Source organism: Streptomyces sp. NBC_00237 (genome assembly GCF_026342435.1).
Lineage (GTDB): Bacteria > Actinomycetota > Actinomycetes > Streptomycetales > Streptomycetaceae > Streptomyces.
Map to the genome: position 1 here is coordinate 2,388,306 of NZ_JAPEMT010000001.1, position 16,858 is coordinate 2,405,163.

Consider the following 16,858-nt stretch of genomic DNA (forward strand, 5'->3'; position numbering starts at 1 on the left):
CCCCAGCCCCATCAGCAACCACCCCTCAACCCGCACCCACCCCCCTCACGCCCCGAAAGGCCCACCACCGATGACCGCCGACCACCCACCCCAGCCCCCCCAGCCCGACCACCCCCACGACCTCGTCGGCATCGGAATCGGCCCCTTCAACCTCTCCCTCGCCGCCCTCGCCGACGGCATCCACGGCGGCCTCACCACCGCCTTCTACGAACAGCACCCCACCTTCCACTGGCACCCCGGCCTCCTCATCGAAGGCGCCACCCTCCAAGTCCCCTTCCTCGCCGACCTCGTCACCCTCGCCGACCCTTCCAGCCCCTGGACCTTCCTCAACCACCTCCGCGACCGCGAACGCCTCTTCCCCTTCTACTTCGCCGAGCGCTTCCACATCCAACGCACCGAATACGACGCCTACTGCCGCTGGGTCAGCGAGAACCTCACCGGACTCCACTTCAGCCACCAGGTCGACGCCGTCCGCTGGAACCCCGAACGCACCGCCTTCGAAGTCGACTACACCCAACTCGACACCGACGGCGAAGCCGAAGCCCTCGGCCGCACCTACACCCGCAACCTCGTCCTCGGCGTCGGCACCGCCCCCTACATCCCCGAACCCCTCAAACCCCTCGCAGAAGCCCCCGGCGTCCCCGTCCTCCACTCCTCCGACTACCTCCCCCACCGCGACCGCCTCCTCACCGCCGACCACGTCACCGTCATCGGCAGCGGCCAATCAGGCGCCGAAATCTTCCTCGACCTCCTGCGCGCCCGCCCCGTCGGCCGCGAAAAACTCACCTGGCTCGCCCGCACCGAAGCCATCGCCCCCATGGAGTACTCCAAACTCGGCCTCGAACACTTCACCCCCGACTACACCCGCTACTTCCACGCCCTCCCCGAAGGCGTACGCGACGAACTCCTGCCCCGCCAATGGCAGTTGCACAAAGGCATCGACGCCGACACCATCGCCGCCATCCACGACGAGCTCTACCGCCGCACCCTCGACGGCACCTGGCCCGACGTCACCATCACCCCCGGAGTCCACGTCCGCACCGCAGGCCGCGTCGCCACCACCAAGGTCGAACTCCACCTCGAACACACCCAACAGGCCGCCCGCTCCCGCCTCACCACCGACGCCGTCGTCCTCGCCACCGGCTACCGCGAACGCCCCGTCGACCGCATCCTCGCCGCCCTCGACCCCTACATGAAGCGCGATTCCTCCCAACGCGCCCGCATCGACGAACACCAGCGCCTCATCCTCGACCCCGTCGTCCAGGGCAACGTCTACGTCCAGAACGCCGAACGCCACACCCACGGCGTCGGCGCCCCCGACCTCGGCCTCGCCGCCTGGCGCAGCGCCGTCATCCTCAACCACCTCACCGGCACCAACGCCTACCCCCTCCCCGCCCGCACCGCCTTCACCACCTTCGGCCTCAACACCCCCACCCGCCCCATGCTCCCGCACCAACGCGAAGGGCTCGTCCAGCTCAAGGTCTGACAAGCAAAAGGGCCGCACCCCCAAAAGGCGCGGCCCTTCACCCACAACGCACTAGAACACCGGCGTACCGTCCCGCGTCAGCTTCCAGTCCACCGAAGCGAAGCTCTTCGGATCCACCGTCCCCTTCGCCTTCACCCACGTGATGATCGTGTTCCGGATCTCCTCCGAATTCGCCCACAACTGCTTCGCACCAGCGATGTGCGGGAACGCGCCCCCACCGCTCGCCCGATAGTTGTTCACCGCGAACACGAACTCCGCCTTCGGATCCAACGGCTTCCCGTCGAACGACAGCTTCACGATCCGCGACCCCTTCGGCTTCGCGATGTCGACCTCGTACGTCAGCCCCGACACCACGTCGTAGTTGTAGTCCGGCGTGCTCTCCGCGTTCGTCAGCTTCGACGTGTCGACCGGACCGCCCGCAGGCGTCTGCACGTAGTACTTCGCCGAGTACTCCAGGTACTCCTTGATCTGCGCACCCGTCAGCAGCCGCGCCTCCAGCGTGTTCTCGAACGGATACAGCCCCGCCGCGTCCTTGATCGTGACCTGCCCCTGCGGCACCGAAGCCGTCCGCGAGAAGCACGACGCCTGCGACAACACCGGAAGCGCCGCATACGCGCCACCCGCCAGCGCCGCCTTCACCGTCTCCACCTGCACCAGGTTGATCAGATCGATCAGCGGCTCGTCCTTCCACGCCGCCTCAGCCGTCGTCATCGCCGCCGTCGACGTCCCGATCACCGTGTTCACGTACGCGACGACCTTCTTGTGCTCGTCACCCAGCATCCCGGTGATCCGAGGGTCCTCCTCCACGGCATTCGAATTCAGGACACTCGCCCCGACCTTCTCCACCGTCCAACGGCCCTTCCCCCACACCAGCTCGAAATCGAACCGCGTCAACCGCTGACCCCACTTCAGGGGCTCGGACAGGACGACCTTCTTCCCCGTCGCCTTGTTCTCGACGAAGTACTCCGGGATCTCCGTGTGCGCGTGCCCCACCAGAATCGCGTCGATCCCCGGCACCTGCTCCGCCACCAGACCGGCCGCGTTCTCCACGTACGGCAGCTGATCACCGTACGACGACGTCCCCGACGAACCCGAGTGCGCGGAGACGATCACCACGTCCGCACCCATCGACCGCAGCTTCGGCACCCACTTCGCCGCCTGCTCCTCAAGACCCGGGAACACCATCTTCCCCTGCACGTTCTGCTTGTCCCAGATCGCGATCCCCGGGTTCGTCAGCCCCAGCACCGCCACCTTCACATCCCGCCCGTGCGGCGTCCGCAGCCGATGCATGCTGTACGGACGGAACGCGGGCCGCAACGTCTTCGCATCCAGCGCGTTCGCACCGAGCAGCGGGAAATCGCACTGCTCCTCGAACTTCCGCAGCACCGGAATCCCGTAATTGAACTCGTGGTTACCGAGCGCGGCGGCGTCATAACCGATCTTGTTCATCGCCTGCGCCATCGGGTGCACCGGACCACGCTTCGCCGTGATCGGATCGACCTTCGCGTAGTAGTACGACAGCTGCGTGCCCTGAATCGTGTCGCCCGCGTCGATCAGCAGCGTATTCCGCCGCCCCTTCTCCTTACGGACCGCATTCACCAGCGTCGATATCTTCGCCAGACCGACGTCATTGTGCGCCTTGTCGTCGAACTCCTTGTCGGTGAAGTAGTCCCAGTTGAAGACGTTCCCGTGCAGGTCCGTCGTCCCCATCACCGTGAACGAATACCGCTTCGGCGGCCGACCGGGACCGTGCCCGCCCTGACCATGACCGTGCCCGGCGGCCTCAGCGGACCCCGCCGCCCCGCCCACCAGCGCCACACCGGCACCCGTCGCAGCGGCCTGCCCCAGAAACTTACGCCGATTCAGCGGCATTTGAACTCCTTCGTCCACGCACGAAACCATGCGTCGCCCACGCGTTGTCCATGCACAACGCGCGTAGATTCTCACCGACGCCCGCCCGTCGCGACACCCCCTACAGGTTTCGATCCGGTGACTCCCCGATGTCAGACCCGGATGCCACAGTGGTCGTACGCCATCCACCCGATCGCGCACACCGACCCAGGGAGCCCGCATGACCCCCACCGACCACCCCGCACCCGCCGCCCCCTACGGCACCCCCGACGCACCCCGCGTCGCCGTACGCGGCCAAGCCCGCCTCGAAGTCGACCCCGACCTCGCCCGCATCGGCATCACCGTCAGCGCCCGAGGCACCGACCGCCGCACCGCCCTCGACGACCTCACCCGCCGCAACGCCGCCGTCCTCGACCTCGTCAAGACCTACGGCGACGCCGTCGAAAAACTCGAAACCGGCTCCTTCTCCATCAACCCCGAACTCACCCGCAAAGGCCGCAGCGAAAACATCCGCGCCTACCACGGCCGCGTCCACGTCACCGCCGAACTCGCCGACTTCACCGCACTCGGCGAACTCACCACCCGCCTCTCCGACCTCGAACTCACCCGCGTCGACGGCCCCTGGTGGAAACTCCGCCCCACCTCACCCGTCTACGCCCAAGCCCGCACCCAAGCCGTCCACGAAGCCGTCGCCCGCGCCCGCGCCTACGCCGAAGCCCTCGGCACCCACCTCGTCGCCCTCCTCGAACTCGCCGACGACGGCAGCGAAAGCGCCCCCATGGACGTCCACGTCGGCTACGGAGGCGGCCCCATGATGCGCGGCGCAGCAGCCGCCGAATCCGCCCCCGCCCTCGACCTCGAACCCCAGCGCCAGACCGTCTACGCCCACGTCAACGCCCGCTTCACGATGGCCCCGCCACAACTCTGAACACATTCAAGGGAAATTGCTCATCCGAGCACCCCCGCGCACAATTCAACACTTGTCAATAACCTTTCATGCAAAGGTTGTTGAGTAGTCACGCAGCGCCAATTACCTACCCACCGGTAAGCCCTAGGCTCGGAGGTATGCGCCGAGCAAAGATCGTCTGTACCCTGGGCCCCGCCACCGACACATACGACCAGATCAAAGCCTTGGTCGAAGCCGGAATGGACATCGCCCGCTTCAACCTCAGCCACGGCACCTACGCCGAACACGAGGAGCGATACCAGCACGTTCGCAAAGCGTCCGACGAAACCGGCCGCAGCGTCGGCATCCTCGCCGACCTTCAAGGCCCGAAGATCCGCCTCGGACGCTTCCGCGAAGGCCCCGTACTCCTTGAACGCGGCGACGACTTCACCATCACCGTCGAACCCATGGAAGGCGACCGCCACACCTGCGGCACCACCTACGACGGCCTCAACACCGACGTCACCACCGGCGAACGCATCCTCGTCGACGACGGCAAAGTCACCCTCGAAGTCACCTCCGTCGACGGCCCCCGCGTCCACACCACCGTCATCGAAGGCGGCATGGTCTCCGACCACAAGGGCCTCAACCTCCCGGGCGTCGCCGTCTCCGTCCCGGCCCTCTCCGAAAAGGACATCGAAGACCTCCGCTGGGCCCTCAACATCGGAGCGGACATCATCGCCCTCTCCTTCGTCCGCAGCGGCCGCGACATCGAAGACGTCCACCGCATCATGCGCGAGGAGAACCGCCACCTCCCCGTCATCGCCAAGATCGAAAAGCCCCAGGCCGTCGACAACATCGACGACATCGTCGCCGCCTTCGACGGCATCATGGTGGCCCGAGGCGACCTCGGCGTCGAAATGCCCCTGGAACAAGTCCCCATCGTCCAGAAGCGAGCCATCAAACTCGCCAAGCGCAACGCCAAACCCGTCATCGTCGCCACCCAGATGCTCGACTCCATGATCGAGAACTCCCGCCCCACCCGCGCCGAAGCCTCCGACGTCGCGAACGCCGTGATCGACGGCACGGACGCGGTGATGCTGTCCGGGGAGACCAGCGTCGGCAAGTACCCCATCGAGACGGTCCGCACCATGTCCCGCATCGTCGAGGCAGCCGAAGAGGACATCCTCGCCAAGGGCCTCCCGCCCCTGACCGACCGCAACAAGCCCCGCACCCAGGGCGGCGCGGTCGCCCGAGCAGCCGCCGAAATGGGCGACTTCCTCGGCGCGAAGTTCCTCGTCGCCTTCACCCAGTCCGGCGACACGGTCAAGCGCCTCTCCCGCTACCGCTCCCCGATCCCGCTCCTGGCCTTCACCCCGGAATCCTCCACCCGCTCGCAGCTGAACCTGACGTGGGGCGTGGAGACCTTCCTCGGCCCGAAGGTCGACTCGACGGACGAGATGGTCGCCCAGGTGGACGAACAGCTCCTCCGCATCGGCCGCTGCCAGAAGGGCGACGTGGTGGTGATCACCGCAGGCTCCCCGCCCGGAATCGCAGGCTCCACGAACTTGGTGCGCATCCACCACATCGGCGAGGACGACACTCCCAAGTAGGCGGCTGCGTTCAGTACTTGGGCCCGACATGGGCGTCCATCAAGGCTACGGACGCCCGTCGGGCCACGGAGATGTTGTACGGCTGGCCGTGCCGGGTGCAGTCCTTCCACTCGACGCCCAGCGTGTCGAGGGTGTCCGTGTAGAGCTTCCGGATGTCGTCCGAGACGTTGGTGAACCAGTACCGCGGATACTCGTACCGCTTGCGCTCACCGCCCACGAGGCGGGTGGTCCAGTTCATGTTGCGACAGCCGTCTGAATGGACGAGTCCCCGGATGAACTCCCAGGGGTGGGTGTCCACGATGTCCTGTTGCCACTTTTCGAGGACGATGTGGCGCTCGTGCTTCCTGCCGGGGCCGTGTTGAGGGAAGAGAACTGGCCAGCTCTGGCTGGAGCTTGTCACGTTCACGCACCCTTGGCGTTGGACGAGATAGGCCGTGCACTCGTTGTGGACAGCGAGGATCGCGGCCCTGCACTCCTCAATGAGTCCAGGCCAAGCATCCGCGCACGTAATGCGGAGGTAATAGCCGCTTCCTCGTGTATGCGCGCTGATGTGCCCATCTCCGAGATAGAGCCCGAGAAGGTAGCTGTACGCGGCGAGGTCATCCGGTTTGCTGCGCGGGGGAGAGCCGAGAGCGCGCGGTAGTGGGTCGATGCGCTCCAGCCAGCAGGTGATGGCGTGCCGGGATATGCCGGTCTGCTTGCTCACCGAGTTGAGGCTGCGCCCCTGGGAGACGAGAGCGAGGGCCCGTTTGCGCGTATCAATGTCGTACACGGGGTCGATCTTGCGTGCGTGCTGCGTCCCAGGTACGAAAAAGGCGACACGCTCACACGTTCGTGTGGAGTGTCGCCATTCTCACGCGACCTTGGAATCGAAGGTCAAGTGCCCCGAGTGGGATTCGAACCCACACTGTCGGTGGTTTGAGCACCGCTTCTCTGACCAGTTGGAATACCGGGGCCTAATGAATCGAAGGTAGACGGTCACCCGCCGTGCCCTCACCATACCGCAGCTAGGTAGGCTCTTGGAAAGCAGTTCCCGCCCGTAATGAGGAGCCCCGTGACCACCCCCGAGTCGCCCCAGCCGCCCGTCGCCGACGACGACAAGTCGCACGTTCCGCCGCTGACGACCCGCGTCGTCATCGCCGAGGACGAAGCCCTCATCCGGCTCGACCTCAAGGAGATGCTGGAGGAAGAGGGCTACTCGGTCGTCGGCGAGGCCGGTGACGGCGCGAAGGCCGTCGAGCTGGCCCGGGAGCACAAGCCGGACCTGGTCATCCTCGACGTGAAGATGCCCGTCCTGGACGGCATCTCCGCCGCCGAGCAGATCGCCGCCGAGTCCATCGCCCCGGTCCTGATGCTCACGGCGTTCTCGCAGCGCGACCTGGTGGAGCGGGCGCGGGACGCAGGCGCGATGGCGTACCTCGTGAAGCCCTTCAGCAAGAGCGACGTCGTCCCGGCGATCGAGATGGCCGTCTCGCGTTTCGCGGAGCTGAAGACGCTGGAGAACGAGGTCGCGGACCTCACCCTGCGCCTGGAGACGCGCAAGCTCGTCGACCGGGCGAAGTCGATTCTTCAGACGCAGTACGGGCTGACGGAGCCCGCCGCGTTCCGGTGGATCCAGAAGACGTCGATGGACCGCCGTCTGTCCATGCAGCAGGTCGCGGAGGCGGTCATCGAGGACGCCGAGGAGAAGAAGGCGGCCAAGGAGCAGTAGGCCCCGCACGACGTAGAGACGTAGAGACGCAGAAGAGGCCCGCCCCGCGTGAGTAAGTACGCGGGGCGGGCCTCTTCGTGTCCGTAAGCGGCGTCAGGCCATCAGTCCTCGCCGAGGTACGCCTTGCGGACGCTCTCGTCGTGGAGGAGGTTGTCGCCGGTGCCGGAGAGGACGATCTTGCCGATCTCCATGACGTGGCCCTGGTCGGCGAGGGAGAGCGCCGCTTGGGCGTTCTGTTCGACGAGCAGGATGGTGGTGCCGGTGGAGCGGAGTTCGACGATGGTCGCCATGATCTTCTGCATCATGATCGGAGAGAGGCCCATGGAGGGCTCGTCGAGCATGAGGAGTTTGGGCCGGGACATCATGGCGCGGCCCATGGCGAGCATTTGCTGCTCACCGCCGGAGAGGGTGCCTGCGGCCTGCTTGCGGCGTTCCCCGAGGATGGGGAAGAGGTCGTAGGCGCGCTGGATGTCCTTCTGGATGCCCTCTTTGTCGCTGCGGAGGAAGGCTCCGAGCTGGAGGTTTTCGGTGATCGTCAGCCGGGGGAAGATGTGGCGGCCCTCGGGGGAGTGGGCGAGGCCCAGGGAGACGATCTTGTGGGCGGGTATGCCGTCGAGGGGTTTGCCGTCGAAGGTGATGTGGCCGCCGGACGGTTTGAGGAGTCCGGAGAGGGTGCGCAGGGTGGTGGTCTTGCCTGCGCCGTTGGTGCCGATGAGGGTGACGACCTGGCCCTCTTCGACGCTGAAGGAGATGCCCTTGACGGCTTCGATCTTGCCGTAGGCGACGCGGAGGTCCTCGACCTCCAGAAGGGCGGTCACGGGGTGTCTCCTTCGGTGCGGTCCGTGCGGGTGGTGCTGGTCGTGTCCGCTTGGGCGTCCGCTTCCGCCGCGGCGACTTCGGCGGCTTCTTCGGCGCCGGGGGCGCCTTCGAAGGGGGTGCCGAGGTAGGCGGCGACGACGCGTTCGTCGCTCTGGACGACGTCGGGGGTGCCTTCGACGAGTTTTTCGCCCTGGACGAGGCAGGCGACGCGGTCGCAGAGGTTGAAGATGAAGCGCATGTCGTGCTCGATGACGAGTACGGCGATGCCTTGGTCGCGGATGGCGAAGATGAGTTCTTCGGCGGCGCGGGTTTCCTGCGGGTTCATGCCTGCGGTGGGCTCGTCGAGGAGCAGCAGGCCGGGGTCGCTGGCGAGTGCGCGGGCGATTTCGAGCTTGCGTTGTTCGCCGTAGGGGAGGTTGCGGGAGAGGTGGTCGGCCTTGTGGGCGAGGCCGATGAATTCCAGCAGTTCCATGGCGCGGGCGTGGGATGCGGCTTCGGCTTTTTTGAAGCCGGGGCCGCGGAGGAGGGCGGAGAAGAGGCCCTCTTTGGTGCGGGTGTGGCGGCCGACGAGGACGTTTTCCAGAACGGTCATGTTGGAGAAGAGGCGGATGTTCTGGAAGGTGCGGGCGATGCCTGCCTGGGTGACGAGGTGGGGCTTGGGTGGCAGGACGGTGCCTTTGTAGCTGACCTTGCCTTCGGTGGGGACGTAGAGCCCGGTGAGGCAGTTGAAGAAGGTGGTCTTGCCGGCGCCGTTGGGTCCGATGAGGCCGACGATTTCGCCGGTGTTGACTTGGAGGTCGACGCTGCGGACGGCGGTGAGGCCGCCGAAGCGCATGGTGACGCCGCTGGCGTCGAGGACGGTCGTGGTGGTGGCTGTGGGAGTTGCCATGGTGTTCACGCCCCCGCCTTCGTGACGCCGGTGCCGGTGCCGGTCAGGGTGTCGTCCGGTGTGGCGAGTTGGTCTGTTTCGTGGAATTCGAGTTTCTTGCGGCGGTCGGCGACGAGTCCTTCCGGCTTGAAGCGCATCAGGAGGATGAGGGCGAGTCCGAAGAGGACGAGCTGGTAGTCCTGCATGAAGGCGAGTTTGGCCGGGATGAGGTAGAGGAGTGCCGCGCCGATGAGGGGTCCCGCGATGGTGCCCATGCCGCCGAGGATGACGGCGGCGAGGAGGAACGCGGAGTTGGGGGCGACGGATCCGGCGAACTGGTACTGCTCGGGGGTGACGCTCATGCCGAGGTGTGCCTGGACGGATCCGGCGAAGCCTGCGAGGGCGGCGCCGAGGGCGAAGGCCATGAGTTTGAGGCGGAAGCCGTTGATGCCCATGGCGGTGGCGGCGGTTTCGTCTTCGCGGATGGCGACCCAGGCGCGGCCGATGCGGGATTCGGCGGAGCGTCGGAAGACGAGGACGACGATGACGGTGAAGAGGAGCATCAGCAGGAAGTAGTTGGCTGACCTGGTGAGGGTGAAGCCGAGTACGTCGTGTTGGATGCCGAGGTCGAACCCGAAGATGTTGAGGTCGGGGACGTTGGTGATGCCGTTGGATCCGTTGGTGATGTCGGGTCCGGAGGTGCCGTTGAGGTTGAGGACGGTGATGCGGAAGATTTCGCCGAAGCCGAGGGTGACGATGGCGAGGTAGTCGCCTCGGAGTCTCAGGGTCGGTGCGCCGATGATGACGCCGAAGAGGAGTGAGGCGGCTGCTCCGGCGAGTGCGGCTGCCCAGAAGGGGAACTTGACGTCGAAGGCGGAGCTGGCGGTGCCGGAGACGAGGGCCGCGGTGTAGGCGCCGACGCCGAGGAAGGCGACGTATCCGAGGTCGAGGAGTCCGGCGAGGCCGACGACGACGTTGAGGCCGAGGGCGACGGTGGCGAAGATGAGGACCTGGGCGCCGATGAGGGCGTACTGGTCGTTGGTCTGGGTGAAGGGGAAGCAGATCGCTGCGGCCAGGGCGGCGAGCATGGCGACCTTGCGGTGTTTGCCTGCGAGCTGGCTGGTGCGGCGGGGGAGTCCTGCTTTGCCGAGTGCGGCGAACGTGAAGCCGACGGTGATGAGGAACCCGATGAAGAGTTCGGGGTACTCGATGTCGATGCCGTAGGCGAAGACGAAGAGGCCGAAGGCGAACACGGCGGTGATGACGAGGATTTCGGCCCAGCCGGGGAGTGCCTTGGGGGTGCTGGGGGCGGGTGCCCTGAGGCTGTTGCGGAAGCGTCCCCAGAAGGTGGTGGGGAGGTCTTCGGCGGGTGTGTCGTCGGGGAGTGCGAAGGCGCCGATGGTGGCGATGAGTGCGCCGACGCCGGAGATCCAGGCTCCGGGGTCGAGGTTGACGAGTCCGCCGAGTACGACGGAGATGGCGCCCATGGTGAAGCCGACGGTGCCGAGGGTGCCGAGGGCGAGGAGGCGCACGGGGCTGTTGGTGCCGCCGGGGGTGAGCCAGCGCAGGCCCTTCACTCCGTACCCGGAGAGGGTGAAGAGGAGGGTGAGGAGGGCGGCGGCGAGGGTGAGGGTCTGGAGTCCGCCGGGGTAGCCGGTGACGGTGAGGTTGCCGGGGAATTCCTGGCTCCAGGTCCAGGCGAGGAAGGTGCCGACGAGGGCGAGGGCGGAGCCTGCGAGGGCGGTGATCCGGGCGGTGTTCGCGGGGAGCGGGATCAGGGGGGTGCCGCCGGTGGCGGTGTCCTTGGTGAGGTTGGTGGTCATGGTGCTCACGCCCGATCCGCGACGCGCTCGCCGAGCAGGCCCTGGGGCCTGACGAGGAGGACGATGATGAGGAGGCTGAAGGCCCAGACGTCTTTCCAGCCGCCTCCGCCGAAGAGTTCCATGCCGGGGATTTCGGCGATGTATCCGGTGGCGAGGGCTTCGGCGACGCCGAGGACGAGGCCGCCGAGCATGGCTCCGTAGATGTTGCCGATGCCGCCGAGGACGGCTGCGGTGAAGGCTTTGAGGCCGAGGAGGAAGCCCATGCGGAAGCTGACTTGGCCGTTGTGGAGGCCGTAGCCGACGGCTGCGATGGCGGCGAAGGCGGCGCCGATCGCGAAGGCGGTGACGATGATGCGGTCGGTGTTGATGCCCATGAGCTTGGCGGTGTCGGGGTCCTGCGCGGTGGCCTGCATGCCTCGGCCGGTGCGGGTCTTGTTGACGAAGACGCCGAGGACGATCATGGAGAGCGGGGCGGCGATGAGGAGGAAGATGCCGCCGGGCTGGAGGTTGGCGCCGAGGAGGCTGACGGCTTCGCCCTTGAGCTGGGGGAAGACGTGGTCCTTCTTGGCGTCGGGGTACCACTGCCAGACGAGTTGCTGGAGAACGATGGAGAGCCCGATCGCGGTGATCAGGGGGGCCAGCCGTGGTGCGCCTCGCAGGGGGCGGTAGGCGAAGCGTTCCGCGGCGGTCGCCACGGCGACGGAGACGACCATTCCGCCGAGGATCATGAGCGGGATCGCCGCGCCGAGGGAGAACCCGGCGGGCAGTATCAGGTAGACGGTCAGGGCGCCGAAGCCGCCGACCATGAATATCTCGCCGTGGGCGAAGTTGATGAGCTGGACAATGCCGTAGACCATCGTGTAGCCGATCGCGATGAGACCGTACATCGCGCCGAGGATGAGTCCATTGGCCAGCTGTTGCGGCAGTTCGTGCACCGCAGGGCCTCCGTCAGTGGTTCGGAATATGGCACCGCGCGGGAGCGCTGGTGGCGCGCCCGCGCGGTCTGGGGGTGTGGCGTCGAGCGAGAGCCGTGGTTACGACTGCGGCTTGTACGCCTCGCTGAACTTGGGCGCCCACTTGCCCTTTTCGACCTCGTAGGCGGTCATCATGGTGTTGGTGGTGTCGCCGAACTCGTCGAAGGAGACGGGGCCGGTGACGCCGTCGAACTTGACCTTGGACATGGCTTCCAGGGTCTTGGGCCGCAGGTCGGTCGGGACCTTGCCGCCGTTGCCCGCGACGGCGATCTTGACGGCCTCGATGATGGCCCAGGTGGCGTCGTAGGTGCTGCCGCCGTATGCCTCGTAGTCGTCGGTGTAGCCGCCGGCCTTGTAGTCGGCGATGAACTTCTTGGCGGATTCGAGCTGTTCGACGGGCTTGCCGACGGAGGTGGCGAGGTCGCCCTCGGCCTTCTTGTTGAGCTTGAGGAAGTCGGCGCTGTAGATGCCGTCGCCGCCCATGAGCGGGATGTTGACGCTGTTCTTGAGCTGCTGGCTCAGGGGGCCTGCGGCGGGGTATTCGCCGCCGTAGTAGACGGCCTTGGCGCCGGACTTCTTGACCTTGGTGACGATGGAGTTGAAGTCGCGCTCTTCGGGGACGACGTGGTCCTCGCCGACGATCTTGCCGCCCAGCTTGACGAACTGGTCCTTGAAGGAGGCGGCGAGACCTGCACCGTAGGTCTTCTGGTCGTCCATCAAGTAGACCTGGTCGATCTTCTTGGTTTCCTTGAGGTACTTCGCGGCGAAGGCGCCCTGTACCTGGTCGGTGGTGGCGGTGCGGAAGTACGCCTTGAAGGGGCGCTTCTTGTCGCCGGTCTTCCAGCCGTCGCCCTGGGTCAGTTCGGTTCCGGTGTTGGCCGGGGAGACCTGGGTGAGGTTGGCGTCGGTGAAGGGCTTCTGCATCACCTGGGAGATGCTGGAGTTCAGCGGGCCGACGACGCCGACGACGGTCTTGTCGCTGATGAACTTGGCGGCGTTCTGCTGGCCGACGTTCGGCTGTCCCTGGTCGTCGAGGGGCTGGGCGACGAACTCGACGCCGGGAACGGTGTTGTTCTTGTTCGCGGTCTTGATCGCGAGGTCGGCGGAGTTGCGGATGCCGAGGCCCAGCGCGGAGAGGTCACCGCTGGTGGGGGAGTCGACGCCGATGACGACCTTGGTCTTGCCGCCGCCGCCGTTGTCGCCGCCGCCCTTGTCGTCGCGGGAACCGCAGGCGGTGAGCGTCAGTGCTCCGGTGGTGAGCACTGTGGTGAGTATGAGCAAAGAACGGTGTCGCACGAAGGGGTCCTTTCCCTGGCGCGGCGTCCTCGATGTGAGGTGCCGTGTCGATCGCCGGGGCGTACGTGGGCGTTGCTGAGTGCGGTGCTGCGGCGACGCGCCCGGCGGCGCGGTGACTGGCCGTGACTCTAAGCGCAGGGGGAGGCGGCCGGGAGCGGCGTGCGCAGGATGTGACGCTCTTGTTATGCCGTGGCCAGAAGCTCGTGTCACAGGTCGGGCTTTTCGGCCTTTTCTGCTGGGGTGCGGAATCTCGAATACCGAGAACTCCCAGCATGATTAAGGGGCTTGGGCTATTGATGGTGCTGACAGTCCGCTATGCGGACAACTTGTGGAGGAAGGGTTCCGCAGTGGGTCGGAAAGGGTGTTGGATGCACTCATTCCGCTTGGGCTGAGTGTTACGCTGTGTAACTTTTCTGCGGCATCCGAACGGTGAAACCCGGAAATCGGTCACTGTCCGGCGGGGGCGGGACGGGGGCGCGGGGCCGGTGTCGCAGGGTGGATGCCGTCGGGCCGGGGGCGTGGGGCCGGGTCAGTGCCAGGGGACCTCGGTGGGCTTTCCGCCTCGGTAGCGCTCGGCGCAGTCGCTCTTGGTGCGTGCGGCGATGAGCTTCTCGGCCGCCGCGTCGCCTGCGCGGGCCTTCTCCTTGCGGGCGGCCGCCATCACGGAGACGACGATGTTGTTCTGCGCGTTGGACATGCCCTCCTTCATGTAGTCGCCGGTGCCCCGCCCGGCGAGTCGCTCGTGGACCCAGTAGGAGGTCAGGTCCGCGCAGATCTGGGCGGGCGGTTTGGTGTTCAGCGGCGGGAAGGAGGGGGTCTGGGCCGCTGCCGGGGGCCGGTCGGGGTCCGCGCTGTCGCAGCCGGTCAGTACGGCCGACGCGGCGAGCAGCGAGGCGAGCGCGACAGCGAGTGCGGCGGCGGTGGCGGATGTGCGCTTCTGCTCCATCTCCCCAAGGTAGAACGGGAGTTGGGATGCGCAAGCTTGCCCGATGAGCGAGATGTCCGTGGGGAACTTCCGGGGGCTGGTGCGGCCCTCTGGTGCGGGAGGGGCCGGGGCGGTGGAATGTGCGTGCGCTTCGCGAGTGATCGGCACATGTCCCCGCGCCCCCTGGAGGCTGCACGATGGCGAGACCGAACGGCACCCGCACCCACTCCGCTCGTACGGTGAGGAAAGGGGGCGTGGCGGCGCTCGCCGCGTCCCTTCTGATGGCGCTGCCGACCCCGGCCGCCGCTCAGGAACCCGCGTTGAAGATCGTGAACAACGAGACGCAGCCGGTGTTCTCCCGTGCCGACGCCGTCTACCAGCAGGTCGACGTCGAGACCGAGACCGACAGTGACCACGACGGCAGGCGCGACACGATACGGATGCGGATCCTGCGCCCCAAGGAGACCGACGCCGGGCTGAAGGTCGCCACGATCATCGAGGCCAGCCCGTACTGGGGCGGCGGCCCCGACGTCCCCTTCCACGACGTCGACCTGGACGGCGACGGGCTGCCGCTCGGCAAGCGGCTCGGCGAGGCCCGGCTGCCCTCTCTCGCTGCGGCGGGCCCGGTGACGTACGGCGGGTACTACGACAACTACTACCTGCCGCGTGGTTACGCGGTCGCCGAGGTCGACAACGTCGGCTCGGGCAGGGCCACCGGCTGCTCCACCTCCGGGGGCCGCAACGAGACCCTCGGTGCGAAGGCGGCCGTGGACTGGCTGGCGGGGCGTGCCAAGGGCTGGGACCCGGACGGGAAGCCGGTGGAGGCGTCCTGGTCGACGGGCGATTCGGCGATGATGGGCATCTCGTACAACGGGACCCTGCCGACGGCTGTCGCGTCGACGGGGGTGAAGGGTCTCAAGGCGATCGTGCCGATCTCGGGGATCTCCTCCTGGTACGACTACTACCGGGCGAACGGCGGGGTCGTCGCGCCGGGCGGCTACCAGGGGGAGGACACCGACATCCTCGCCAAGGGTGTCAACAGCCGCAGCAATCCGGAGGTTTGTGCTCCGGTCCATGACGCGCTGACCGCCGGGCAGGACCGGGAGAGCGGCGACTACACCCCGTTCTGGAAGGAGCGGGACTACCTGAAGGACGTCGGGAAGATCAAGGCCGGGGTCTTCGTCGTGCACGGTTTCAACGACTGGAACGTGAAGACCAAGAACTCCGTGCAGCTGTGGGACGCCCTGAAGAAGCACGGTGTGCCGCGCAAGATGTGGCTGCACCAGGCCGGGCACAGCAACCCCATGCCGCTGCGCATGGAGGAGTGGCTGCGCCAGACCCACCAGTGGTTCGACTACTGGCTGTACGGGCTGAGGAACGGGGCCCTGGACGAGCCGAAGGTCGACGTCGAGCAGGCCGACTTCACGTGGCGGCGCCAGTCGGAGTGGCCCGCGCGCGGCACCCGGGAGCAGACGCTGCGGCTGAACGCGGACGGGCGGCTGGGGGTGTGGCCCGGCTTCCCGGTGAAGGAGTCGCTGACGGACGCGGGCCGCACGGTGCGGGCGGAGCAGCTGGTGGCCTCGCCGGACGCGCGGAACCCGAACCGGCTGGCGTACACGACGGGTGCCCTGAGGGAGGATCTGCGGGTCAACGGGGTGCCGAAGGTGTCGGTGGTGGCGTCGTTGAAGGGCACGTCGCCGTACGTGACGGCGCTGCTCGTGGACTACGGGAAGGACACCCGGGCGACGGCCGGTGTCGCCCAGGACACCTCGCAGCCGCCGGTCTGTTACGGGCAGGGCATTCCGGGTGACACCGGGTGCGCGTACCGGACCAGGCACCGTGCGGAGAGCGCCGACTTCAAGATCGTTTCCCGGGGCTGGCTGGATGTCCGCAACCGGAATTCGCTGTCCCGTCAGGACAGGGTCGCCGAGGGACGGGAGTACGCCCTGAGGTGGGGGATGCAGCCGCAGGAGTACGTCTTCAAGAAGGGGCACCGGCTGGGTGTGGTGCTCGTGTCGACGGACTTCGACTACACGCTGCGCTACCCGGCCGGGACGGAGATGTCGGTCCGGGCCGGGCTCAGCAGTGTGACGCTGCCGGTCAGCCGGTGACCCCGTTGGGTTCGACGTCGCGGAGCATGCAGGTCAGGCGGGCGGTGCAGACCCGCTTGTCGTGCTCGTCGGTGATGACGATCTCGTAGGTCGCGGTGGAGCGTCCGCGGTGGACGGGGGTGGCCGTGCCGGTCACCAGTCCGCTGCGGGCGCCGCGGTGGTGGGTGCAGTTGAGGTCGACGCCGACGGCGATCTTCTTGCTGCCGCCGTGCAGCATCGCGCCGACGGAGCCGAGGGTCTCGGCGAGGACGGCGGAGGCGCCGCCGTGCAGCAGTCCGTACGGCTGGGTGTTGCCCTCGACGGGCATGGTGCCGACGACGCGGTCCGCGGATGCCTCGACGATCTGGACGCCCATGCGGGTGCCGAGGTGTCCGGCGGAGAACATCGACACCAGGTCGACGCCGAGTGCGGCGTACTCGTCGACGACTTCCTGCGGGAACTTCGCGGTGGACTGCTCGCCCATGGGCCAGGCTCCGTTCGATGTACGTGACCGTG

14 protein-coding genes and 1 tRNA gene are annotated in these 16,858 nt (G+C 67.1%); 5 read left to right on the plus strand and 10 right to left on the minus strand.

The window, feature by feature from the left end; all coding sequences use genetic code 11:
• Positions 1-70 precede the first annotated feature (70 nt).
• On the plus strand, positions 71-1,486 hold the full coding sequence (locus tag OG897_RS10565) for a lysine N(6)-hydroxylase/L-ornithine N(5)-oxygenase family protein (RefSeq protein ID WP_266655090.1): 1,416 nt from the start codon (positions 71-73) through the stop codon (positions 1,484-1,486).
• Positions 1,487-1,537: 51 nt separating this feature from the next.
• Here the strand turns inward: OG897_RS10565 and OG897_RS10570 are convergent, their stop codons facing one another.
• Entirely contained in the window at positions 1,538-3,358 is a 1,821-nt protein-coding gene (locus tag OG897_RS10570; protein ID WP_266655092.1) for a bifunctional UDP-sugar hydrolase/5'-nucleotidase, read from the minus strand.
• Between the two features lie 199 nt (positions 3,359-3,557).
• Between OG897_RS10570 and OG897_RS10575 the strand changes: the two genes are divergently transcribed.
• Both OG897_RS10575 and pyk read left to right on the plus strand, forming a co-directional pair.
• Positions 3,558-4,265, plus strand: coding sequence for an SIMPL domain-containing protein (locus tag OG897_RS10575; RefSeq protein WP_266655094.1), 708 nt, complete (start codon positions 3,558-3,560; stop codon positions 4,263-4,265).
• A gap of 137 nt (positions 4,266-4,402) precedes the next feature.
• Entirely contained in the window at positions 4,403-5,836 is a 1,434-nt protein-coding gene (pyk, locus tag OG897_RS10580; RefSeq protein WP_266655096.1) for a pyruvate kinase, read from the plus strand.
• A 10-nt stretch (positions 5,837-5,846) separates the two neighbouring features.
• On the opposite strand, the gene OG897_RS10585 is transcribed toward pyk, so the two are convergent.
• Both OG897_RS10585 and OG897_RS10590 read right to left on the minus strand, forming a co-directional pair.
• Entirely contained in the window at positions 5,847-6,608 is a 762-nt protein-coding gene (locus tag OG897_RS10585) for a transcriptional regulator (protein WP_266655098.1), read from the minus strand.
• A 109-nt stretch (positions 6,609-6,717) separates the two neighbouring features.
• Positions 6,718-6,792, minus strand: a tRNA-Leu gene (locus OG897_RS10590).
• A 98-nt stretch (positions 6,793-6,890) separates the two neighbouring features.
• Between OG897_RS10590 and OG897_RS10595 the strand changes: the two genes are divergently transcribed.
• Positions 6,891-7,547 (plus strand): ANTAR domain-containing response regulator, encoded by a 657-nt coding sequence (locus OG897_RS10595; protein WP_266655100.1) that lies wholly within the window; start codon positions 6,891-6,893, stop codon positions 7,545-7,547.
• 101 nt (positions 7,548-7,648) lie between these two features.
• On the opposite strand, the gene OG897_RS10600 is transcribed toward OG897_RS10595, so the two are convergent.
• The 6 genes from OG897_RS10600 to OG897_RS10625 form a co-directional block, all read right to left on the minus strand.
• Positions 7,649-8,365, minus strand: coding sequence for an ABC transporter ATP-binding protein (locus OG897_RS10600; RefSeq protein WP_266655102.1), 717 nt, complete (start codon positions 8,363-8,365; stop codon positions 7,649-7,651).
• On the minus strand, positions 8,362-9,255 hold the full coding sequence (locus OG897_RS10605; protein ID WP_266655104.1) for an ABC transporter ATP-binding protein: 894 nt from the start codon (positions 9,253-9,255) through the stop codon (positions 8,362-8,364). Before OG897_RS10605 ends, OG897_RS10600 begins: the two co-directional genes overlap by 4 nt.
• A gap of 5 nt (positions 9,256-9,260) precedes the next feature.
• Positions 9,261-11,057: a branched-chain amino acid ABC transporter permease gene (locus OG897_RS10610; RefSeq protein WP_266656732.1), complete on the minus strand. Its 1,797-nt coding sequence runs from the start codon at positions 11,055-11,057 to the stop codon at positions 9,261-9,263.
• A gap of 5 nt (positions 11,058-11,062) precedes the next feature.
• Positions 11,063-11,992: a branched-chain amino acid ABC transporter permease gene (locus OG897_RS10615; RefSeq protein WP_266655106.1), complete on the minus strand. Its 930-nt coding sequence runs from the start codon at positions 11,990-11,992 to the stop codon at positions 11,063-11,065.
• Positions 11,993-12,091: 99 nt separating this feature from the next.
• A complete protein-coding gene (locus OG897_RS10620; RefSeq protein WP_266656734.1) occupies positions 12,092-13,312 on the minus strand; it encodes a branched-chain amino acid ABC transporter substrate-binding protein in 1,221 nt (406 codons plus the stop codon).
• A gap of 544 nt (positions 13,313-13,856) precedes the next feature.
• Positions 13,857-14,273 carry a hypothetical protein gene (locus OG897_RS10625; RefSeq protein ID WP_266655108.1) on the minus strand — a complete coding sequence of 139 codons (417 nt, stop codon included), beginning with the start codon at positions 14,271-14,273 and terminating at the stop codon, positions 13,857-13,859.
• 176 nt (positions 14,274-14,449) lie between these two features.
• Between OG897_RS10625 and OG897_RS10630 the strand changes: the two genes are divergently transcribed.
• Positions 14,450-16,363: a Xaa-Pro dipeptidyl-peptidase gene (locus OG897_RS10630; protein WP_266655110.1), complete on the plus strand. Its 1,914-nt coding sequence runs from the start codon at positions 14,450-14,452 to the stop codon at positions 16,361-16,363.
• Here the strand turns inward: OG897_RS10630 and OG897_RS10635 are convergent.
• Positions 16,353-16,826 carry a PaaI family thioesterase gene (locus OG897_RS10635; protein WP_266655112.1) on the minus strand — a complete coding sequence of 158 codons (474 nt, stop codon included), beginning with the start codon at positions 16,824-16,826 and terminating at the stop codon, positions 16,353-16,355. The genes OG897_RS10630 and OG897_RS10635 overlap by 11 nt on opposite strands.
• Between the last annotated feature and the right edge of the window lie 32 nt (positions 16,827-16,858).